Genomic DNA, 16,718 nt, shown 5'->3' on the forward strand with positions numbered 1-16,718 from the left:
CCCGACCAGTTGCCACGCCGAAAAGGATCACTGGTTGAGCAGCGCGGGAAGTACCGGTTCGGGCTCAAGGCCAGCAACGGACAGATCATCGCCACCGGCGAGGCCTACGAGTCCAAGGCCGCCTGCATGAACGGCATCAAGTCCATCCAGACCAACGCCCCCGGAGCGAAGATCCAAGAACTCACCAGCGCCTGACCGCCGCCCGCCCCCGGGAACCGGGCTCCGGCGCAGCCCCCCCGTGAATCACGCGCCCCGAAGAGCCCCGCCGCGCAGGCTCCGCTGCTGTGACGCCCCGGCGGTACCGCCGGCGGCGGGGGACAGCGCGCCATGCGTCTGTGCGGCGATCGGGGTGCCGCGGTGCCTTGAGCGGTACGCCGTTCGTGGCGACACCTCGCCCGGGTGCGCTCGTTGATCCGTGGCATGGACCTGGTCGACGGCGGCGCGGCGGATGAGGTGGTGCTGGTGTTCGGTCCGGTCGGCGCACTGGAGCAGGTGGTGGGTCGCCTGACCGCGTGCGGGGACCTGGCCGACGCGGCGCCGGTGCTGCCGGACGTCGACAACCCGGTCCGCGGGTCGTGCGTGCTGCGCATGACCGCGCCCGGCGGCGGGCGGACCCCTGGCCGCGGCCGCAGGAGCGGGGGACGCAAGACAGCAGTCGGGTTCCTTGACTCCCTAGCCGCTGTCCTGCGCCGCCCGGACCGCGGCACCGCCCGCCGCCCGGAAGGCAGTCCGCCAGGCCGGCCGGGACGCCACCGCGCCCGCACCGGCAACTGAACGGCAATTGAACCTGCCCCGAGAACGTGCGGGGCTGCCTCACCCCCCGAGGAGCAGCCCCGCACCACAACTCCCGGGGCGGCAACCGGCGTACGAACAAGCCGCGTTCACCCGATCCGAACGCGGCAGCCGGTGCCCGCCGTGCGGAGGGTCAGGGAACTGCGTTGCCGCAAACGGGCTTTCGCGCCCCCCAGATGCCCAGACCGACACCGCGGACGCCCATGCGCTTGATCTTGGCCGAATCTACGGTTCTGGCCTGTTCCCTTCGCTGCGGGGGAGGTCTACGGTGATTCGCCCCGGAGGGACCACACGGCGCACCGGGCGCCTGTGAGGTCTGTGTCCGCGTGCCCACCCCCACCCGGCGCGCGGCCTCCGGCACTGGCGGCCCCGGTGCGGCAGTTCGCGTCCGGGCCGCCTGCGGCGTTCGCGCACGCGAGGCTAGCGGGCGCGGCGTCGGGCGTCGCGTCGAAGACCACACGGCGGACATCGCCGTGCGATCGGCGACTCACACCGCATTGCTGCACGCACTGCCGCGTCTGCCCCCTCGGATGCGCGAGGTCGCCTGGCGCCACGCCACTGGCATCGACAACAACGCCATCGCAGCCGAACTGTCCATGGCACGCAGCACGGTACGGGTCCATCTGCGCCAAATCCGTTTGCGGCTGCGAGCGGACCCCATCCTGCGCCGCCGTCCTGACACCAAGCTCATAGCGTGGAGCGGCGTCGCCTCGGACTTGACGGAGCCCACCATGGAGGATGACCTTCGACCGGCCGGGACGCCACCCTGCCGGGATAGGCAGCTGCCGCGCTGTCTGTCATGGGCCGCCTCCCACGTCCATCCTGTAAGCGCTGCCCGATGTTCGACGCAGCACGCTGGCAGGCAGTACGCGCCGCCGGATGGCGGAGTCCGACCTTGGCGGCCGGCAAGCAGGCACCGTCCACCGCATCCTCCAGGAGTGACACCGCCTGGACGGTGAATTTACGCGCCCGCGAACGGGGACAGTCCACGAAAGCATGCGAACCCGCGACGCGCCGACGTCGAGCGCGCCGCGGCTGAGAGGAGTCGTCGTGTCCGATTCGGTTCTCCCCCCGAGTGAAGACGGCCACCGGCGCCCCGACGGGGTCGACGACGCCACCGTCGCGGCGCTCGGCCGGGTTTCGGAGGCATGGGAGTACACCGCCCGAGCCCGCGGCCACCTGTACGCGTTCCATCAGCTCACCGGCAGCGCCGACCGCATCCTTCACGATGCCGTGGACATGCTGCGGGAGGCCGGACACGCCGAGGCCGCACAGGCCCTGAAGAGCGAGGTAGCGGGGCGCAACGTCATCCCGGGCCATTGGACGTTCCAGATCGTCGAGGCGTATGACCGGACGTACTACCAGCCCTTCGCGGACGCCGAGCAGCGCCTGCGCGACGACCTTGCCGATGGCCGACGACATCTCTACGAGGCGGAGATGAAGCAACGCCTGCGCACTCGCGGCCACCCGGACCACACTTGGGACTGACCCCCTGGGTTCGCCGCTGACCGCGCCGCGCGGGCTTACTCGGGTCCGGCATCAGGAGCACGCCGTACGCGGTCGCTCGGCGAAGAGCGGTACGCCCCACTGCCCGGCGGTCGGCGTGCAGCGCCGCGCGGGCGGCGTTGGCGCCGCAGGCGCCGTGCACGCCGCCGCCCGGGTGCGCGGACGCGGAAGCCAGGTAGAGGCGCCGGACCGGCGTCGGCGCACGCCCTGACCCCGGCACCGGCCGAAAGACCAACTGCTGGTGGACGTTCGCGGTCCCGCCGTTGAGAGCGCCGCCGACCAGGTTTTCGTTCGCGGCTTCGAGGGAGTGCGGGGACAGGATGCGGCGGGCCCGGATGCGGGAGCGGAATCCGGGGGCGAAGGTCTCAACTCGTGCCTCCAGACGGTCGGCGTACGCCTGCGCCTCCCCGGAGTCCCACCGTCCCGACACGCGGCCGCCGAGGTCTTCGCGGACGCGCCGGGGCACGTGGGTGTACGCCCACGCCGACTCGGTGCCAGCGGGGGAGCGCGTGGGGTCGGTGGTGGTCATCTGCCCGAGCAGCAGGAAGGGGCGTTCCGGTAGGCGCCCGGTCGCCACCTGGACGGCGTAGTCCGACAGTTCGTCGAGGTCGGCAGCGAGATGGACGGTCCCGGCCTGGGCGGTGCCCGGCGCGGTCCAGGGGATGGGGCCGTCCAGGGCCCAGTCGACCTTGAACGTGCCCAGGTCCCAGGTGAACCGGCCTATGTCGTCGCGCAGTCGGGGCGGAAGGTCGTCCCAGGAGACCAGGCCACCGTAAAGGGCCGGCGCGGGGACGTCGGCGAGCACTCCCCGGCGCGCCCGCACCGCGTCACCGTCGGCCGTGCGCACACCCAGCGCCGCGCCGCCGCGCACCACGACCGACGTGACGCGCGTACCGCAGTGCACCACGCCGCCCTTGGCCTCGAACCGTCTGACGAGCGCATCGGTGAGCGCCCCGGCGCCGCCGGCGGGGGCGGGCCATCCGTGCTGCTGTCCCAGCATGGCCAGCAGCCAGCCGAACGCCGCGCTGGGCATCGCGTCCGGAAGCAGATCCGCGTGCAGTGCGCATCCGGCCAGCAGCATCGTGGCGCCCACGTCGGAGAACTCTTCCTTGCCCAGCGTCCGCACCGGGAGTGTCATCAAGCGGGCGAACCGCAGTCCGTCCGCCACGCCGAGGCGTCCGGCGAGCGCGAGGCCGGAGCGCACGGGTGGGAACGGGGACAGCAGCGAGTTCACCAGGTGTGGGTCGAGGCGTGTCCACAGGTCGGAGAGGGGTCGCCACCCGTCCGCGTCCGCGTCGCCGAAGTCCCGGGCCAGTCCGGCCGCGGTCGCCTCGACGCCGCGGTGCAGCACGGCGCAGCGCCCATCGCCCAGCGGGTGCCCAAGGACAGCCGGGGCGTGGCTCCAGCGCAGGCCGAACTCGTGCAGGCCCAGTCCGGCGACCACGGGGGAGGCGGCCGCGAGCGGGTGGAACGAGCTGAAGAGGTCGTTGACGAAGTCCGGGTGCACCCCGCGATCGCTCCGCACCGCCCCGCCCGGTGACTCCTGTGCCTCCAGTACCACGACGCGCCACCCGTGGTCCGCGAGCAGGTTGGCGGCGACGAGTCCGTTGGGGCCGGAGCCGATGACGACGGCGTCAGCTTCGTCCGTCACGGCTCCCCTTGGCGGGCGCATCGGGAACCGGGGCCGATCCGTTGTGCGCGGTCGTCGGAGGCTCCACGGCGACCCGCGCCAGGTTGCGCAGCATCTTGCGGTTGCGTAGATGGAGCAGGGCTTCGCCGGGCGGGCCGTGCAGCCGGGCGGCGGGACCGCGCAGCGGATGCTCGTCGACCAAGGCCACGGTCTCGCCGTCCCACGGCAACAGTTCGATGCTGATGCGGGCGGAGCCCAGAGGCGGAGCCAAGGCTTCCAGTTCCAACCGCTTGCCGGGATCACAGAGCCGGACGACGCATTCGTCCCGGAAGGTGATCGGCCCGATTCCGACGCAGTAGGCCAGGCCCGCACCCACCTGCGGCCAAGTGTCGTCGGCGCGTTCGATTCGCTGGGTGCCTACGACCCATTCGGCGTAGCGTTGCGGGTCGGCGAGCACAGCCCACACCTGGTTCGGACTCGCGTGGATCAATTGCTGTCGTCGGGCCATGGCCGGCGGTTACCCGCCTTGCCGTCGGCTATCCCCGGACCTGGTGCGTGACCTCCTGGCGGAGCCTGCGGGCGCGTCTTCCGGGTGACCCGGGGTGGTCCTCATCGGGGTGGGTAGCGGCACGGCAGACGTACGGACTCTCTGAAGGGGCCTGGCGTGCGGGAATTCGGCAACCGAGTGGCGGCGGTGACCGGTGCGGGGTCCGGCATCGGTCGGGCCCTGGCCGTGGAACTCGCGCGCCGCGGCGCCCTGCCGGCGCTCGCGGACATCGACGGCGCCGGGCTGTGGACCACGGCCGAGATGATCGAACGCGTGTGCCCGGGGCGCTGCCCCACGGTGACCGAAGTCGATGTCGCGGCGCGTGACGAGGTGCAGGCGTGGGCCGACGAGGTCGTCGGCCGCTTCGGAGGGGTCGACCTCGTGATCAACAACGCGGGCGTGGGTGTGGTGGCGCCGGTCGAGGAGGTGATCTGGGAGGACGTCCAATGGCTGATGGGGGTGAACTTCTGGGGCGTGGTGCACGGCACGACATCGTTCCTCCCTTATCTCCGGCACTCCACAGAAGGCCATCTGGTCAACGTGGCCAGCGTGTTCGCGTTGGTGGGCGTGCCCGCGATGAGCGCCTACTGCGCCTCCAAGTCCGCGGTGTGCGGGTTCACGGACGCGGTGCGCCAGGAGTTGCGGTTGTCGCCTTCCGGCGTACGCGTGAGCACGGTGCTGCCGGGAGGAGTCAGCTCGGCGTTCGCCCGTTCGGTACGAACCTCCGCCCGCGTCGACGCCGACGCCCTCGTCACCACGAGCAGCCGCGTCGCCCTGACCGCACCCGAGGGAGCGGCCCGAGCGATCCTTCGCGGCGTCTCCCGCAACCGTGCTCGCGTGTACGTGGGGGCGGACGCCCGCGTGATCGACTGGACGAGCCGGCTGCTCGGCACCGGTATCGAGCCGTTTGTGCGAGGCTTCGCCAGGCGACTGATGCCGGCGTCCTGGAAGAGGCCATGACGTCGCCCACAAGCTGCCATGACTCGACAAACGCTAGATCCGGTCCGGTGTCGGACAGGTGCTGTGGTGTTCGGGAAACAGGTGTGTACGTCCGTACGCCGAGGGCGAGTTGGATCAGTGCCAGGACGGGCGCGCGGTGGTGGCGAGGGCGGCTTTGAGGTGCTCTGAGCGATTACAAAGCATCCGCCGCGCCAAGCTCACTCCCGACCAGCTCGACCAACTCGCCGAGGTCGGTCTCGGCTGGCGGAGGCGAGACACCCGGAAAGGGGCGTGGCAGCAACGGCTGTTGCGCCCCTTCGGCCTGAGAAGGCTTACCGCCGACTGTCGGCATCCACGTCGCGCTGCCCGCAATCGTCGGTGTCGGCCGGGCCGGAGCGGCAGGAGGGCCCGCATAGCGGAGAACCAGGGAGTGGCGGCGGGTGGTTGGGTGCAGACGTGTCCGGCGGGGTGGAGGTCTTCAACGCCGAAGGGGCGACGATGCGGCCGCCGGGACAGGCCTGGGCGAGCCGGACGCGAGGCGCCCGGGCTCGTTCGCCGTCGTCCCACTACGTCACCAGCGCGGCGTTTGCGTCGTACGGCACTATGAGAAATCTCAATACTGAATCTATTGGCTAAGGTACGCTGTTTGCTATGGCAGCTACTACGACGATAGCGGTGTCGGTGCCGGTCGATCTGGCCGAGGCGGTACGGGCGGCGGCAGGTGGCAACGTAAGTGCGTTCGCGGTGAAGGCGTTCCGCGAGGCGGTCATGCGTGACTCGCTCGCGAAGCTCCACGCCGCCGGGTACACCGGCCCGGGCGAGGACTTGCAGGAGTTCGCCGACGAGGCGACCGACCGGTGAAGCGCGGGGAGATCTGGCGCGTGAAGGCATCGCGCAGCGGCCGGGACGTCCGTGTCCTGGTCGTCTCCGAGGACTACGTCAACACTGCGATGCGCGGCTGCATGGCCATGCAGATCAGCGAAGGGTTCCCGGCGCTGCCCCTGCTGACCGTCACCGTTCCCGACACATGCGGCGGCGGTGTCGCGGTCGCCGTCGACGTCGTGCCCATGGCCGCCCAGTACTTCGAGGCCGGCCAGCGGCTCGGCGTCATGCCCGACGAGCAGATGACCCAGGTCGAGGCAGCGCTCCGCGCCGTCTACGGCCTGTGACCCGACCGCGGCACCCCACCCCTGGACTCTCTTTGCACGGCCATGGCCCTGGACCAGGAGCCGTTCTACCGCGCGTTGTCCCCCGGCGGCGGCGAAGAGGTCCCCGCGCGGGTCGAGCACCTGGTCGACGACTTGTTCGCCATCGCCGCGGCCCGCAGCGCCACCACCTCGGCGGTCCTGAAGCTGACCGCCGACGGCCTCACACAGGAAGAGATCGCCGAGGAACTCGGGATCACCCTCAAGGCGGTCAAGAGCGCGATGTGCAACTTCCGGAAGAAGGTCCGCAAAGCTCGGGACCGCGGAAAGCTGACGGTGCCGCGCTACTGGGCCGCGGACCGCACCCTGCCCGGCCCCAAGCCCGCCGGGGACACCCGATGACGGCGAACCCGAGCGGCCCGCCGCAGCCCGAGCCGCCCCGCTCACGCGAACCGCTGGACCTGCACACCGTCGTCCTCCTGGTACTCGCGGTCGTGGCCGGCGTCCTCGCGTACCGAAGTCCGGAACGCTGGGGGGGTCGCCCTCACCGTCGGCATCGCCGTCGCCCTCGCGCTGCACGCACTCATCCGCCGCGAGTGACGCCCCCGGCCGGCCGTACCGCATCACGGCGCACTCTGCGCGAATGCGGTACGGCCTCCGGTCGGGCAACACCCGTCACACGTACGCACCGGGCCAAGGCGTGTCAGGGCGCGCATTCGCGGAGGAGGTCGCCCACTTCGGGAGGCAAGACGTCGGCTGCGGCAACGACGTCCGGCAGCACCCGCAGGTCACCCCAGCGCACCGGCCACGCGTGTCGGCGTCCTACCGCCCAGGTGAGTACGGAGTCCAGTTCCTCGGCACGGTCGGACGGCGCTATGACGATGTCGGGATCGAGGGTCATGGCCCAGGTGTCCTCGTCCAGGGCGAACACCTGCCGTTCGAACTCGTAGGCCTCGAAGCCTTCCACGGGTCGGGGTTCGTCGGGGGTGAGGAGGAGGGTGAAGTCGCCTACGGTGGCGCCGGTTTCCGTTCGGACAAACCGGATCCGGCGACCGCCCACCAGGACCAAGGTGTCGTCTGCGCCCCAGAGCACCGCGCAAATGCCACTGGCGGGGAAGGCTCGCAGCCGTTCGGACCGGGCGGGGTCCGCAAACGACCACACCTCGACGGTGTCTGTGTCGGTCAAGACGGCCGCGCTCTCCCCGTCCGGGGCCCAGACCCATGCGTTGCGGTCACCACTCCACCGCTTGCCGTCCTGCCACTGGGGGTGCGGGATCGACGCGGAACCCACGTGCTCCCCGGCGTCGAAGATGTGCACAGCAGGCTCGGCGGTGCCCGAGCGCGCCGTCAGTACAGCGAGCCGGTCGCGGCGTGCGTCAGCCCAGCGCAGGGCACAGGCCATGTCGAGGAGGAAGGGGCTGCCTTGGGGGCGGCCGGTGATCGAGTCGAGGAAGGACAGACCGTCGTCGGCCGTGACGGCGACGCAGCGGCCATCCGGGCTGGACGCGGCGATCGAGGCCGGCTTGTGCCAGACGACTGCGCGGGTTTCGGCATCCACGCAAATGGCGTTACTGCCGATGAGGAACTTGCCGTCGGGCGTCCAGACCGGGTCGTCGATCCACTGGCCCACGTCTTCGGCCACCTCGGCTCGGCGGAATGCGTCACGCACGTCTGTCGGAAGGTCCCGGGCCATGGCGTATGGGTGGTCGGTCGTCACGTGACAGGGCGTCCAGAACAATGCACCGCGGTCCAAGGGGACCACGCACCCCTGAAGCCCGCCGTCACCGTTGGTGGTGCAGTGGTAGTAGACGCTTCGCCCGTCCGGGGCGAACGCGAACGGCGAAGGCCGAGGGTTGCCGTCCGACGCGCTGATCGTCGCAAGCGGCCGCGCGTCCTCCCCGGTTGCGCTCCACAACCCCAGGACGCTCATCGCGTGGATAACGGCGAGACGGGAAGAGTCCGCCGACCACTGGATCGTGCGCTCGTAGTCGGGCCACCCGACGCCGCCTTCGATGTCGGAGATCGTGTTGACGCAGCGGCCCGAGGCAACCTCCCAGATCTGCATAACGCCTCCCTGGTCGTAGTCGCCCTCCGGATACCAACTGCCGGTGGCGAGGTACCGGCCGTCCGGGCTCATCGCGTGCCCGACGATCTCCGCGTCGTGTCCGTACGAGTGCCGCAGCAACGCTTTGCCGGTGTCGAGCAGGCGGCGTGTGGCCAGTCGGTGGGTTTCGGTCACACCGACGTGCCGCTCCAGGTCGGCGAGGCGGGCACGCAGCGGTGGCAGGTCGCGGTCAGGTGTGAAGGCGGTCCAGTCCGCATCCTCCAAGAGCGCGTACAACGCCTCATCGTCATCCGGGGCTATGGTGCTGGCAGCCTGGGGCAGGAACGGCGGCGGTTCCTCGCATGCCGGCGGCTGCCTTCCTTCCCCGCGCTCCAGCAGGCCGATCAAGCCGACTTCGTCGAACTGCGGTACACGAAGCATGTGTTCGGTACGAGGAATGGGCCCCTGTTCGCCGTCGGCGAAGAACATCAGGTCCGTCTCGTCCGTGACGGTCTCCCTCACGTGGGCCCCGAGCGATTCAAGGCGGCGTACTGCTTCATCGGTGTCGATCGAGTGAAATTCCCCGAACAACACGACCGTTCGTCCCCGAAGATCCATGACCGGGACCGTAGCGGGAAGCACCGACCCACGGCTCGAACGGCCCGGACGTGGACCCGGTCGTGGATGGGGAGTGCCGCCGGTGGGTCCCGCCTCGAACAAGTCGTTCAGCGGATGAACCAAGACGTTCACCGACCCGCGGACATCCTGGACGAGCCGGAATGGGCCCGTCTTCTCACGCCCGCCGACCGGCGCGGCCCCGCTGTTCTGGTCCCACGTACGCCCGTACGGGGAGGTAAACCTCGACATGTACACCCGCCTGTACCTCGCTGCTTGTGGACGCGATGCCCGGCACCTCGACGCATTCCCCGCTGTCCGGACAACAGCATCGCCCGGCCTGGTAGCCGTCACGTCAGTCAGTCGGGGCAGACGGATGGAGAAGTGCCACGGCAGTGGCGTCGTCTCGCTCCCCGGTGCGGCCTTCGCGGGCGGCAGCGGCCAGGGCATCGGCGGGGGCCTGCGGGTGGTTCTCGTGCGCCCGCAGCAGTGCTTCGACCTCTTCGTGACCCACGGTGTCGTGCATACCGTCGGTGGTGAGCAGCACGAGCCGGTCCGGGACTTCGGCTTCACGGACGGTGGCAACGGCGGCTGCGGCAAGGGATGCGCGGACCCATTCGTCGTGATGGCCGGCGAGCTCTGCTGCTGGCCCGCCGTAGACGCGCAGGAACTGGCCCATGGTCTGGTCGGTGGAGTACTGGCGGAGCCGTGTGACGTCCCAGCCCCAGGCGCGGGCGTCGCCTACCCAGGCGATCCGGGTGGTGTTGTCTCCAGGGGCGGCGACCGCTACCACGGCGACGGCGTCCGGCTCGGGTCCCTCCTCGGCGCTCGGGTCGGCCACCAGCTCGCTGGCGCTGAGGAGTCCGGCCAGCGCGCCGCGCCGGGTGGCGACGCGAGCGGCCACCTCCGCGAGCAGCGTGGTTGTCCTGACGCAGGACCAAGCCGGCTCGCTCTCGTCGATGATCACCCCGAACCGGGTGATCTCCGGGCGGCCGTGGCCCTCCCACCGGCGATACGCGGCCGCGGTTCGTCCCCACAGGCGGCGCGGGCCTGACTGGGTGACGTCGTGGCGGTCCCGTCCGGGGATGGAGTCGGCGCAGGCCCAGGAGGTGCCGTCGGACAGCCACAGCGTGCACTCGCTGCGAGCGCCGCGGCCGGGGCCTCGACATCGGACGTCCGCCCGAGCACGATCTGCGCGATCTCATGGACGCCATGCTCTACGTCGACCGCACCGGCATTCCCTGGCGCTACCTCCCGCATGACTACCCGCCCTGAGACACGGTCTACGGGCACTTCGCGCGTTGGCAGAAGGACGGCGTCTTCGAGCAGCTCAACGGTCTGCTGCGAACTCTCGTCCGGCAGCAGGCCGGACGGGAATCCGAGCCGAGCGCGTGCGTCCTGGACAGCCAGAGCGTCAAGACCTCCGCCAACGTCCATGCCTGTGATCAGGGCATCGACGCCGGCAAGCGGATCGCCGGCCGCAAACGCCACATTGCCGTCGACACCCTCGGCCTGCTGCGCACCGTCTTCGTCACCGCCGCCAACGTCTCCGACAACACCGGCGGTATCCTCCTGCTCTCCAACGTCGCCGACCGCCGCCCGCGCATCGCCAAGGCGTTCACCGATACCGGCTACCGCACCCAGGCCATCGAGCACGGCGCCGAGCGAAGACGCCGCTCGGCAGCGAGTGTCCCCCTGAAGACGGCGCTTCGCCCGCAGCCGCGGTGGAGAAGTTCGGTCGCGCTGTCCGTTGCTTTGAGAGGACGTTCACAGTGTTTACGCGCGTTTGGGCTGTTTTGAAGAATGGCAGAAAAGTCGCTGATGGGCTGTTTGTTCAGAACGGCAGGGTCAATCGCTCATCCAACGATGAAGAGTTCTGAGCCTCCACCCGCCAGCTCGGGGATACATCCCTGGCGCGTGGTCTCCCGGCACCGCCCCTGCCTTTGCGGGCAAGGCGCCCTGGTGCTCTCCGGCACGGCCAGGGCCGGGGAGCACTACCGGCGGAAAGGCGGGCCACCGTGCGCGACAACGGCGACGGCTACGACGAACGACCAGAACCGTCCGACACCACCGTGGAACGTCCAAGTGCCACGCACCCGCCGTGCCGGGGACGCCGAGCGTCACCAGCGTCGGAGCCGCCCGCGTGGTCACCGTCTTCCACACCGAGGAATGCTTCCGCGAACTGCGGCGCGAGCTTGATGAGCGCCTTGACCAAGGCCGGCGCCGCGACGCCGAGACGCGCCGCGGACTGGCCGCGCTCCGCGCGCACCTGCGCGACCGCCCGCCCGCACCCGGCAGCGACGCCGCCCCGTACGCTGGGGTGCTCGCCGACCTGGTCGAGCGGTACCTGGTCCAGGACATGCGCGGCCGCAACGTCGTCCACCGGGACGTGTTCGACACCGTCGGCCGGCACCAGCCGCACGTCCCCGGCATCGACGGCACACCCGTCCCGCCCACGGTCGCCGGCAGCGCCCCGCGCGACCTCGGAGCCGTTGACCGTCCCGGAAGACGACGCCGAGCTTTTGGCCTGGGTCCTGGAGCACGGCGGGATGATCCCCTACGACGGGGATCTCCAGTACCGCCCGGACCTGCTGCACCGCATCGTCCTGCCCAATGGCCAGTCGATCGTCGTGGCCCCGGGGGACCGGCTGCTCGCCGGCGACGGGGCCATCCACGTGGCCGTCCCCGACCACCCCTCCGGTTCCTGACGGGCCACACCGTGCCCGACCGCCGGTGGCCGGCAAGCCGTAATCCTGCGTGTCCTCCGCGTACGCCGGAACAAGCCCCGCGAGTTGGTCGCGTTGGCCGCCGGGTTATCGGTGCTGGACCGGATCAGAAGTTGGTGCTTCTCCCGCTGGTCGGGGTTGGTTCCTGGCGTTGTGTCATTGACACGGTGGTCTTGGGGGTGAGGCCTCCTCAGCGGTCGCCGAGGGTGCGCGAGAGTTTGAGCGCGAGGTCTTTGGCCTGGTGGGCGGATGGGCCGGAAGACAGGGTGGTCGGGTTGGTGTTGGTGTTGGCGGTGGTGCGGGTCAGGGCTGGTTTGGTGTGGAGGCTGCGGAGGGGCGCCAGGCCTTGGGCGGCGAGTTCGGTGTGGGCGGCGGGCGCGTTGGCGTGATTCGGGTGGGGGGTGGCCTGGCGATGCGGGGCGGGGGGTTGGGGGCGTGCGCGTTGCGTGGTGTCAGGGGAAGCGCGAACGGCGGAGGCGGGGGGCTTTCTCGCGTGGCGTTTGGGGCTGTCGGGCGCGACGCTGCGCAGTGCGTCGGCGACTTGTTCGTGGGTGAGGGCGGGGCGTCCCCAGTAGGTGGTGGCGACGCGGTCGACGATTCCGGCCAGCCAGGTTGTCTTCTCCAAGCGGGCCTGGACCTGCTCGGGTGTCATCGACTGCATGGAGGCGGCGATACGGGCCGGCGAGCGCAGCGCGGTTTGGACGTGGGCCCAGGTGGTCCAGCCCTGTAACGCCTTCTCGAGCCCCTGGGTGGGAAGGTGCAGGGCGTCGACGACGTTTGCCGTGAGCCGCTTCTCCTGGCTGGGGGTGTAGCCGCTCTCGTCCAGGGTGTACGCCAGGGCGTGGCGGGGGTCGCCGCGGGTGACGAACTCGTGGTCGATGAAGACTGTGGAACCTCGGCTGCGGTGCATGTTGCCGCGCCACAGGTCCGGGTGTATAAGGACGAGCGGAACAGGGCTCGTGCCGTCGAGGGCTCGGCGTGCGGGCGTGATCGGGCGGCGGGGGAAGCCCAGGCGTTCGTACAGCTCGGGCCAGGCGGCGTTCACGTGCTGCCACAGTCCGTCCAGGAACGCGAGCTGGACGTCGGCGTACGCCTGGGCGTCGGTCCCTTGCGGTCGGCCCGGCGGGGCCGGGGGCAGGTCGGTCACGGCGGCGAGGTCGCGGAAGAAGCGGGGGATGTCCCGCTCCACCAGGGCGTTCGGGACCGGGTTCGGCCGCGGAGGAAGCGGCTGCATTTCCCGGAACCGGTGAATTTGGAAGTCGCCGTCCCGCCGCGCGAACCCCGGGGTCGCATAGAGCAGTTGGGGCACGTCGATCGTCTTTTGCACCGCGCGTAGAATGTCCGGCTCCCACCAGGTGCGCAGATTCGCCGGCAGCGACGCCGACCGCTTCGGTATGCGCACCAGCACCGCACCGAGTTGGGGGTGGTCCACCCGGACATTGCGGTTGTAGCTGCCTTCCAGGACGGTTGCCCCCGCGTTGACGAGTCGCTGGGCTTCGGTGAACAGCGACGCGGCCGTCGCATGGTCCAGCTCTCCCGGCAGCGGTCGCGATAGCGCTGAAAAGGTCGCCTCCTGGAACACTCCGTACCGGCTTACGCGTGCCGCGCAAGATGGGTCCTCGTGCGAGAGGTCAACAGGTTACTCGCCGACCCGGTCCTGCAGATCGTTGACCAAGCATCGTCCAAGGGCGTCGCCTCCGCACTCGTGGACCTGCGCCGTACCGACACCCGTCGACACCACGAAAACCCGGGATCCTGACCGGGATCAATTGCTCTGGCCGATTCCGTTCGCCGGAGTCCGGGGTCAAAGTGGGCGGTCTGTGAGTCTTTGGCGGCTTCTGTCGTCACCTGATGGTGTGGGCTGGGGCGGAATCCGTCGGCGGGCAGCCGCTGATCTGTTGGTGTGATGATGTGAGTGAACGCAAGCCGTACCCGAGTGACTTGTCGGACGAGCAGTGGGCTCTGATCGAGCCGGTGATCACCGCGTGGAAGGCTCGGCACCGCTCGGTCAGCGGCCACCAGGGCGCGTATGCGATGCGGGAGATCGTCAACGCGATCGTCTACCAGGGCCGGACCACCGCGCGGACCTGGACGACGGTCGCCGCGGCGACGTCCTCGCCCGGCCCGAGCCGGACCGCGTCCAACACGACGGTCCACGAGCTTCGGCCCGGCTCCAGCGCGATGACGATCGAGTACGGCCAGCCGGGCACCATCTGGTGCTTGCCCTCACCGCGGCCCTAGGTGTGGCAGAACGACCGGTCTGGACTGGTGTCCGCGTCCGGCCGCAACCACGGGGACACGTCGACGGCCAGCACGATCCGCCCGTCCACCGCCCGCGGCAGCGGCAACCGGACCAGCGCGTCGCGCAGCCGCCCGGCGTCGATCCGCCCATTGTTGACCGCGTCGTAGAGGGCTCCGTGGCCGCGCCGGTGCTCGGGTACCAGCGACAGCCCGACGAGCGTCTTGACCGGCCCGTCCGCGCACAACACCGCATCCGCCGACTCGAACAGCACGTCGGATCGGCGGGTCAGGCAGGCGTGGAATGCGTTCCGGAAGCGCGATAGTTCCGCGAGGGCCTCAGCCCGTTGTGGGTAGGAGGGCAGGATCGCCGCCACGGCCTTCGCTCCGATCCGTCGGACGCCAACCGGTCTAACGACAGGATCAGCACAGATCGATCTCGCGGATCACCGGAACCCTGAAAGTCCTGACGGGCAGGAGTCAGCGCGCTATGCGGCGGAAATGACGCCCAGGGGGCCGGGGCCGACCGAGGTCGCCTGCTCGGTGAAATCCCCTAGCAGGACGAGTAGTTCGTCCATGGGGACCGGACGGCGGTCGATCGCGGCGGGATCGTCGTGAGCCTGGGCGGTCCATAGGAACGGGTACGCCGAAAGACCGTCGCCCAACGCCATCTGCGCCACGTCGTCCCGCCATCCCGGCCAGCGCAAGGACGTGTAGAAGTCGGCCAGGCCGTCGCCGGCGAGGAGCCAGGTCAGCCAGTCGCTGTGCCCGGCGCGAGTCCTGCCCACGCCAGCGAGTCCGGCGCGAAGTAGACCACTTCTCCGGGGCTCCCGGGACGACCGGCCGACGCCGGGTCGTGGCCGTTGAGGGCGAACGTCCCGCCCAGCACGTCGTGCGCGAGCACCAGCCCGGCCTCGGGGACCCACGCCGCGTGGAACTCGGCCGGGAACCCGTTCACCGCCGCCAGGCCGGGCAAGCCGTCAGCCGCCCCCGTCCCCGCTCCGCCGTACACGCGCACCCACCCACCGTCCACCAGCATCCCGCCGGACGACAACGCGACAGCCCCAGGAAGGAACGCGCGGTGATCTCATCGAGGGCAGCGTTCCAGAGCTACTTGAGGTGCCCGCGGTTGGTGAGGCTGATCAACGATCTCCTTCGGAAGACCGCCGAACCATACATCTCTCAACATCCGTGCCCGTCGCACAGGGGCAACATCAGTGTCCGTCAAAGCGAAGCAAGCTCAGCTCAAGGAGAAGGCGAAGGGAGATGCGGCCAAGTCGCCGCCTCCCGCAAACAGTTCTACCGGCAGAGCAAGATCGACGACAGGCTCGAACCGCCCTCCGGCCAGTCCACGGAGTTCCAGCAGATCGCCGAGTTGTCGTTCGACAACCTCAGGAAGATCATCGACGCGATCTGACCGGGTGTGGTTCGCTGCTGTGGTGGCTGAGGACTTGGAGACTGTCGCGTTCGAATCCGCCGAGGCGTTCGAGGGATGGCTTGGTGAGAACCACGCCGTCTCGCCCGGTGTCTGGGTCAAGCTTCGCAAGAAGGGCCATGGAATCGTCGCGCTGGACTACGCCCAGGCGCTCGAAGTGGCACTGTGCTACGGCTGGATCGACGGCCAGAAGGCCACGTTCGACGACCGGTGGTGGCTCCAGCGGTTCACCCCGCGCACGCCGCGCAGCAAGTGGTCCAAGGTCAACCGGGATAAGGTGGCCGCTCTGATCGAGCAGGGCCGGATGCGTCCGGCGGGGCAGGCCGAGGTCGATCGCGCCAAGGCGGACGGCCGCTGGGAGGCGGCCTACGACGGCGCGAAGACGGCCGCGGTGCCGGACGACCTGGTGGCGGCGCTGGCCGCCGATCCGGCCGCAGCGGAGTTCTTCGAGACGCTGGACCGGCAGAACCGCTACGCGATCCTGTACCGGATCCAGGACGCCAAGCGGGCCGAGACTCGGGCGCGCCGGATCGAGAAGTACGTGGCGATGCTGGCGAACGGTGAGAAGCTGCACCCATAGCCACAGACAGTGGACCCGTGGTGCTGTGTCGGGCTTACGGCACGCCTGCGACCCCGGCGGCGGCCGGCTTCATGAACCTGCGCAAGGGCCGTCTCACGCGACCACGACAGGCCGTTCCGGACTGCCCAGGTGCCCATCGCGTCGTATCAATCCCGGCAACCTCGAACGCCGCGTCCACGAACGCGTCCACCACCGCGACCGGCACGACGGCGACCTTGACGAGCCTGCACCGGGAGGACGAACCAAGTAGTCCCGCCCGTGCCCGGCCTACGGCAGACTCGCCGGGGCGATCCATTCCGACCAGGACAGGTCGCGGCCCATGCAGCGGGGGCTGCTCAGGGGCCACGCCTCAGCGATCCAGGCCGGGACCGGCGCGTCCAGGACGGTCTCCAAGTCCCTGCCGGCGTGGGTGTCGACGACCCACCGGGAGATTTCGGCGTCCGCGCCGGGCTTCTCGGGCGGATCGATTGAGTGGCGTGCAGGCGTCGGGAGGGGCCGGTGAGTGGGTCGCGGGGTGCTGG

Annotated in this window: 16 protein-coding genes and 5 pseudogenes; 12 read left to right on the forward strand and 9 right to left on the reverse strand. The window is 70.2% G+C overall.

What is annotated here, in order from left to right:
* The 3 genes from ACRX5S_RS30330 to ACRX5S_RS30340 all read left to right on the forward strand — a co-directional run.
* Nucleotides 1-195 (forward strand): YegP family protein (locus tag ACRX5S_RS30330; protein ID WP_436776352.1); only part of this gene is annotated, 195 nt, incomplete at its 5' end.
* 225 nt (nucleotides 196-420) lie between these two features.
* Entirely contained in the window at nucleotides 421-774 is a 354-nt protein-coding gene (locus ACRX5S_RS30335; protein WP_436776353.1) for a hypothetical protein, read from the forward strand.
* A gap of 548 nt (nucleotides 775-1,322) precedes the next feature.
* Nucleotides 1,323-1,751, forward strand: a complete 429-nt coding sequence (locus ACRX5S_RS30340; RefSeq protein WP_436776354.1) for a LuxR C-terminal-related transcriptional regulator — start codon at nucleotides 1,323-1,325, stop codon at nucleotides 1,749-1,751.
* A 347-nt stretch (nucleotides 1,752-2,098) separates the two neighbouring features.
* Here ACRX5S_RS30340 and ACRX5S_RS30345 read toward each other — a convergent pair whose 3' ends face one another.
* Entirely contained in the window at nucleotides 2,099-3,949 is a 1,851-nt protein-coding gene (locus ACRX5S_RS30345; RefSeq protein ID WP_436776355.1) for a phytoene desaturase family protein, read from the reverse strand.
* Complete coding sequence (locus tag ACRX5S_RS30350; protein ID WP_436776356.1) at nucleotides 3,933-4,436, reverse strand: SRPBCC family protein; 504 nt, start codon at nucleotides 4,434-4,436, stop codon at nucleotides 3,933-3,935. Before ACRX5S_RS30350 ends, ACRX5S_RS30345 begins: the two co-directional genes overlap by 17 nt.
* Before the next feature lie 156 nt (nucleotides 4,437-4,592).
* Between ACRX5S_RS30350 and ACRX5S_RS30355 the strand changes: the two genes are divergently transcribed.
* The 4 genes from ACRX5S_RS30355 to ACRX5S_RS30370 all read left to right on the forward strand — a co-directional run bounded on the left by ACRX5S_RS30355 (nucleotide 4,593) and on the right by ACRX5S_RS30370 (nucleotide 6,961).
* Nucleotides 4,593-5,435, forward strand: coding sequence for an SDR family NAD(P)-dependent oxidoreductase (locus ACRX5S_RS30355; protein WP_436776357.1), 843 nt, complete (start codon nucleotides 4,593-4,595; stop codon nucleotides 5,433-5,435).
* Between the two features lie 630 nt (nucleotides 5,436-6,065).
* Complete coding sequence (locus tag ACRX5S_RS30360; protein WP_436776358.1) at nucleotides 6,066-6,275, forward strand: hypothetical protein; 210 nt, start codon at nucleotides 6,066-6,068, stop codon at nucleotides 6,273-6,275.
* Between the two features lie 20 nt (nucleotides 6,276-6,295).
* On the forward strand, nucleotides 6,296-6,583 hold the full coding sequence (locus ACRX5S_RS30365; RefSeq protein ID WP_436776359.1) for a hypothetical protein: 288 nt from the start codon (nucleotides 6,296-6,298) through the stop codon (nucleotides 6,581-6,583).
* A 42-nt stretch (nucleotides 6,584-6,625) separates the two neighbouring features.
* Entirely contained in the window at nucleotides 6,626-6,961 is a 336-nt protein-coding gene (locus tag ACRX5S_RS30370; RefSeq protein WP_436776360.1) for a sigma factor-like helix-turn-helix DNA-binding protein, read from the forward strand.
* Nucleotides 6,962-7,262: 301 nt separating this feature from the next.
* Here ACRX5S_RS30370 and ACRX5S_RS30375 read toward each other — a convergent pair whose 3' ends face one another.
* Together ACRX5S_RS30375 and ACRX5S_RS30380 are read right to left on the reverse strand one after the other, a co-directional pair.
* Nucleotides 7,263-9,221, reverse strand: a complete 1,959-nt coding sequence (locus ACRX5S_RS30375) for a hypothetical protein (RefSeq protein WP_436776361.1) — start codon at nucleotides 9,219-9,221, stop codon at nucleotides 7,263-7,265.
* A gap of 352 nt (nucleotides 9,222-9,573) precedes the next feature.
* Nucleotides 9,574-10,185, reverse strand: a complete 612-nt coding sequence (locus tag ACRX5S_RS30380; protein WP_436776362.1) for a hypothetical protein — start codon at nucleotides 10,183-10,185, stop codon at nucleotides 9,574-9,576.
* A 170-nt stretch (nucleotides 10,186-10,355) separates the two neighbouring features.
* Between ACRX5S_RS30380 and ACRX5S_RS30385 the strand changes: the two are divergent.
* Nucleotides 10,356-10,880, forward strand: a pseudogene (locus ACRX5S_RS30385) (IS5 family transposase); the annotation flags it as partial.
* A gap of 376 nt (nucleotides 10,881-11,256) precedes the next feature.
* On the opposite strand, the gene ACRX5S_RS30390 reads toward ACRX5S_RS30385, so the two are convergent.
* On the reverse strand, nucleotides 11,257-11,640 hold the full coding sequence (locus ACRX5S_RS30390) for a hypothetical protein (RefSeq protein WP_436776363.1): 384 nt from the start codon (nucleotides 11,638-11,640) through the stop codon (nucleotides 11,257-11,259).
* A gap of 70 nt (nucleotides 11,641-11,710) precedes the next feature.
* Here ACRX5S_RS30390 and ACRX5S_RS30395 point away from each other — a divergent pair, with 70 nt between their 5' ends.
* Nucleotides 11,711-11,926, forward strand: coding sequence for a hypothetical protein (locus ACRX5S_RS30395; protein ID WP_436776364.1), 216 nt, complete (start codon nucleotides 11,711-11,713; stop codon nucleotides 11,924-11,926).
* Between the two features lie 208 nt (nucleotides 11,927-12,134).
* Here the strand turns inward: ACRX5S_RS30395 and ACRX5S_RS30400 are convergent, their stop codons facing one another.
* Nucleotides 12,135-13,526 (reverse strand): hypothetical protein, encoded by a 1,392-nt coding sequence (locus ACRX5S_RS30400; RefSeq protein ID WP_436776365.1) that lies wholly within the window; start codon nucleotides 13,524-13,526, stop codon nucleotides 12,135-12,137.
* Nucleotides 13,527-13,855: 329 nt separating this feature from the next.
* Between ACRX5S_RS30400 and ACRX5S_RS30405 the strand changes: the two are divergent.
* Nucleotides 13,856-14,020 (forward strand): annotated as a pseudogene (locus ACRX5S_RS30405) (transposase); the annotation flags it as partial.
* On the opposite strand, the pseudogene ACRX5S_RS30410 reads toward ACRX5S_RS30405, so the two are convergent.
* Both ACRX5S_RS30410 and ACRX5S_RS30415 read right to left on the reverse strand, forming a co-directional pair.
* A pseudogene (locus ACRX5S_RS30410) lies at nucleotides 14,017-14,559 on the reverse strand (transposase); the annotation flags it as partial. The pseudogenes ACRX5S_RS30405 and ACRX5S_RS30410 overlap by 4 nt on opposite strands.
* Before the next feature lie 111 nt (nucleotides 14,560-14,670).
* A pseudogene (locus tag ACRX5S_RS30415) lies at nucleotides 14,671-15,221 on the reverse strand (DUF2625 family protein).
* 93 nt (nucleotides 15,222-15,314) lie between these two features.
* Here ACRX5S_RS30415 and ACRX5S_RS30420 point away from each other — a divergent pair.
* Nucleotides 15,315-15,599, forward strand: a complete 285-nt coding sequence (locus ACRX5S_RS30420; protein ID WP_436776366.1) for a hypothetical protein — start codon at nucleotides 15,315-15,317, stop codon at nucleotides 15,597-15,599.
* A gap of 22 nt (nucleotides 15,600-15,621) precedes the next feature.
* Complete coding sequence (locus tag ACRX5S_RS30425) at nucleotides 15,622-16,197, forward strand: YdeI/OmpD-associated family protein (RefSeq protein WP_436776367.1); 576 nt, start codon at nucleotides 15,622-15,624, stop codon at nucleotides 16,195-16,197.
* Between the two features lie 267 nt (nucleotides 16,198-16,464).
* On the opposite strand, the pseudogene ACRX5S_RS30430 reads toward ACRX5S_RS30425, so the two are convergent.
* Nucleotides 16,465-16,718 (reverse strand): annotated as a pseudogene (locus tag ACRX5S_RS30430) (hypothetical protein); the annotation flags it as partial.

It is taken from the genome of Yinghuangia sp. YIM S09857, from assembly GCF_051388915.1.
Classification (GTDB): Bacteria; Actinomycetota; Actinomycetes; order Streptomycetales; family Streptomycetaceae; genus Yinghuangia.

Bases quoted from the DNA above. Each gene is read 5' to 3' on its own strand.
- ACRX5S_RS30360 (WP_436776358.1), top strand. From the start codon at position 6,066: ATGGCAGCTACTACGACGATAGCGGTGTCGGTGCCGGTCGATCTGGCC.
- ACRX5S_RS30375 (WP_436776361.1), bottom strand. From the start codon at position 9,221: ATGGATCTTCGGGGACGAACGGTCGTGTTGTTCGGGGAATTTCACTCG.
- ACRX5S_RS30370 (WP_436776360.1), top strand. From the start codon at position 6,626: ATGGCCCTGGACCAGGAGCCGTTCTACCGCGCGTTGTCCCCCGGCGGC.
- ACRX5S_RS30350 (WP_436776356.1), bottom strand. From the start codon at position 4,436: ATGGCCCGACGACAGCAATTGATCCACGCGAGTCCGAACCAGGTGTGG.
- ACRX5S_RS30335 (WP_436776353.1), top strand. From the start codon at position 421: ATGGACCTGGTCGACGGCGGCGCGGCGGATGAGGTGGTGCTGGTGTTC.
- ACRX5S_RS30340 (WP_436776354.1), top strand. From the start codon at position 1,323: ATGCGCGAGGTCGCCTGGCGCCACGCCACTGGCATCGACAACAACGCC.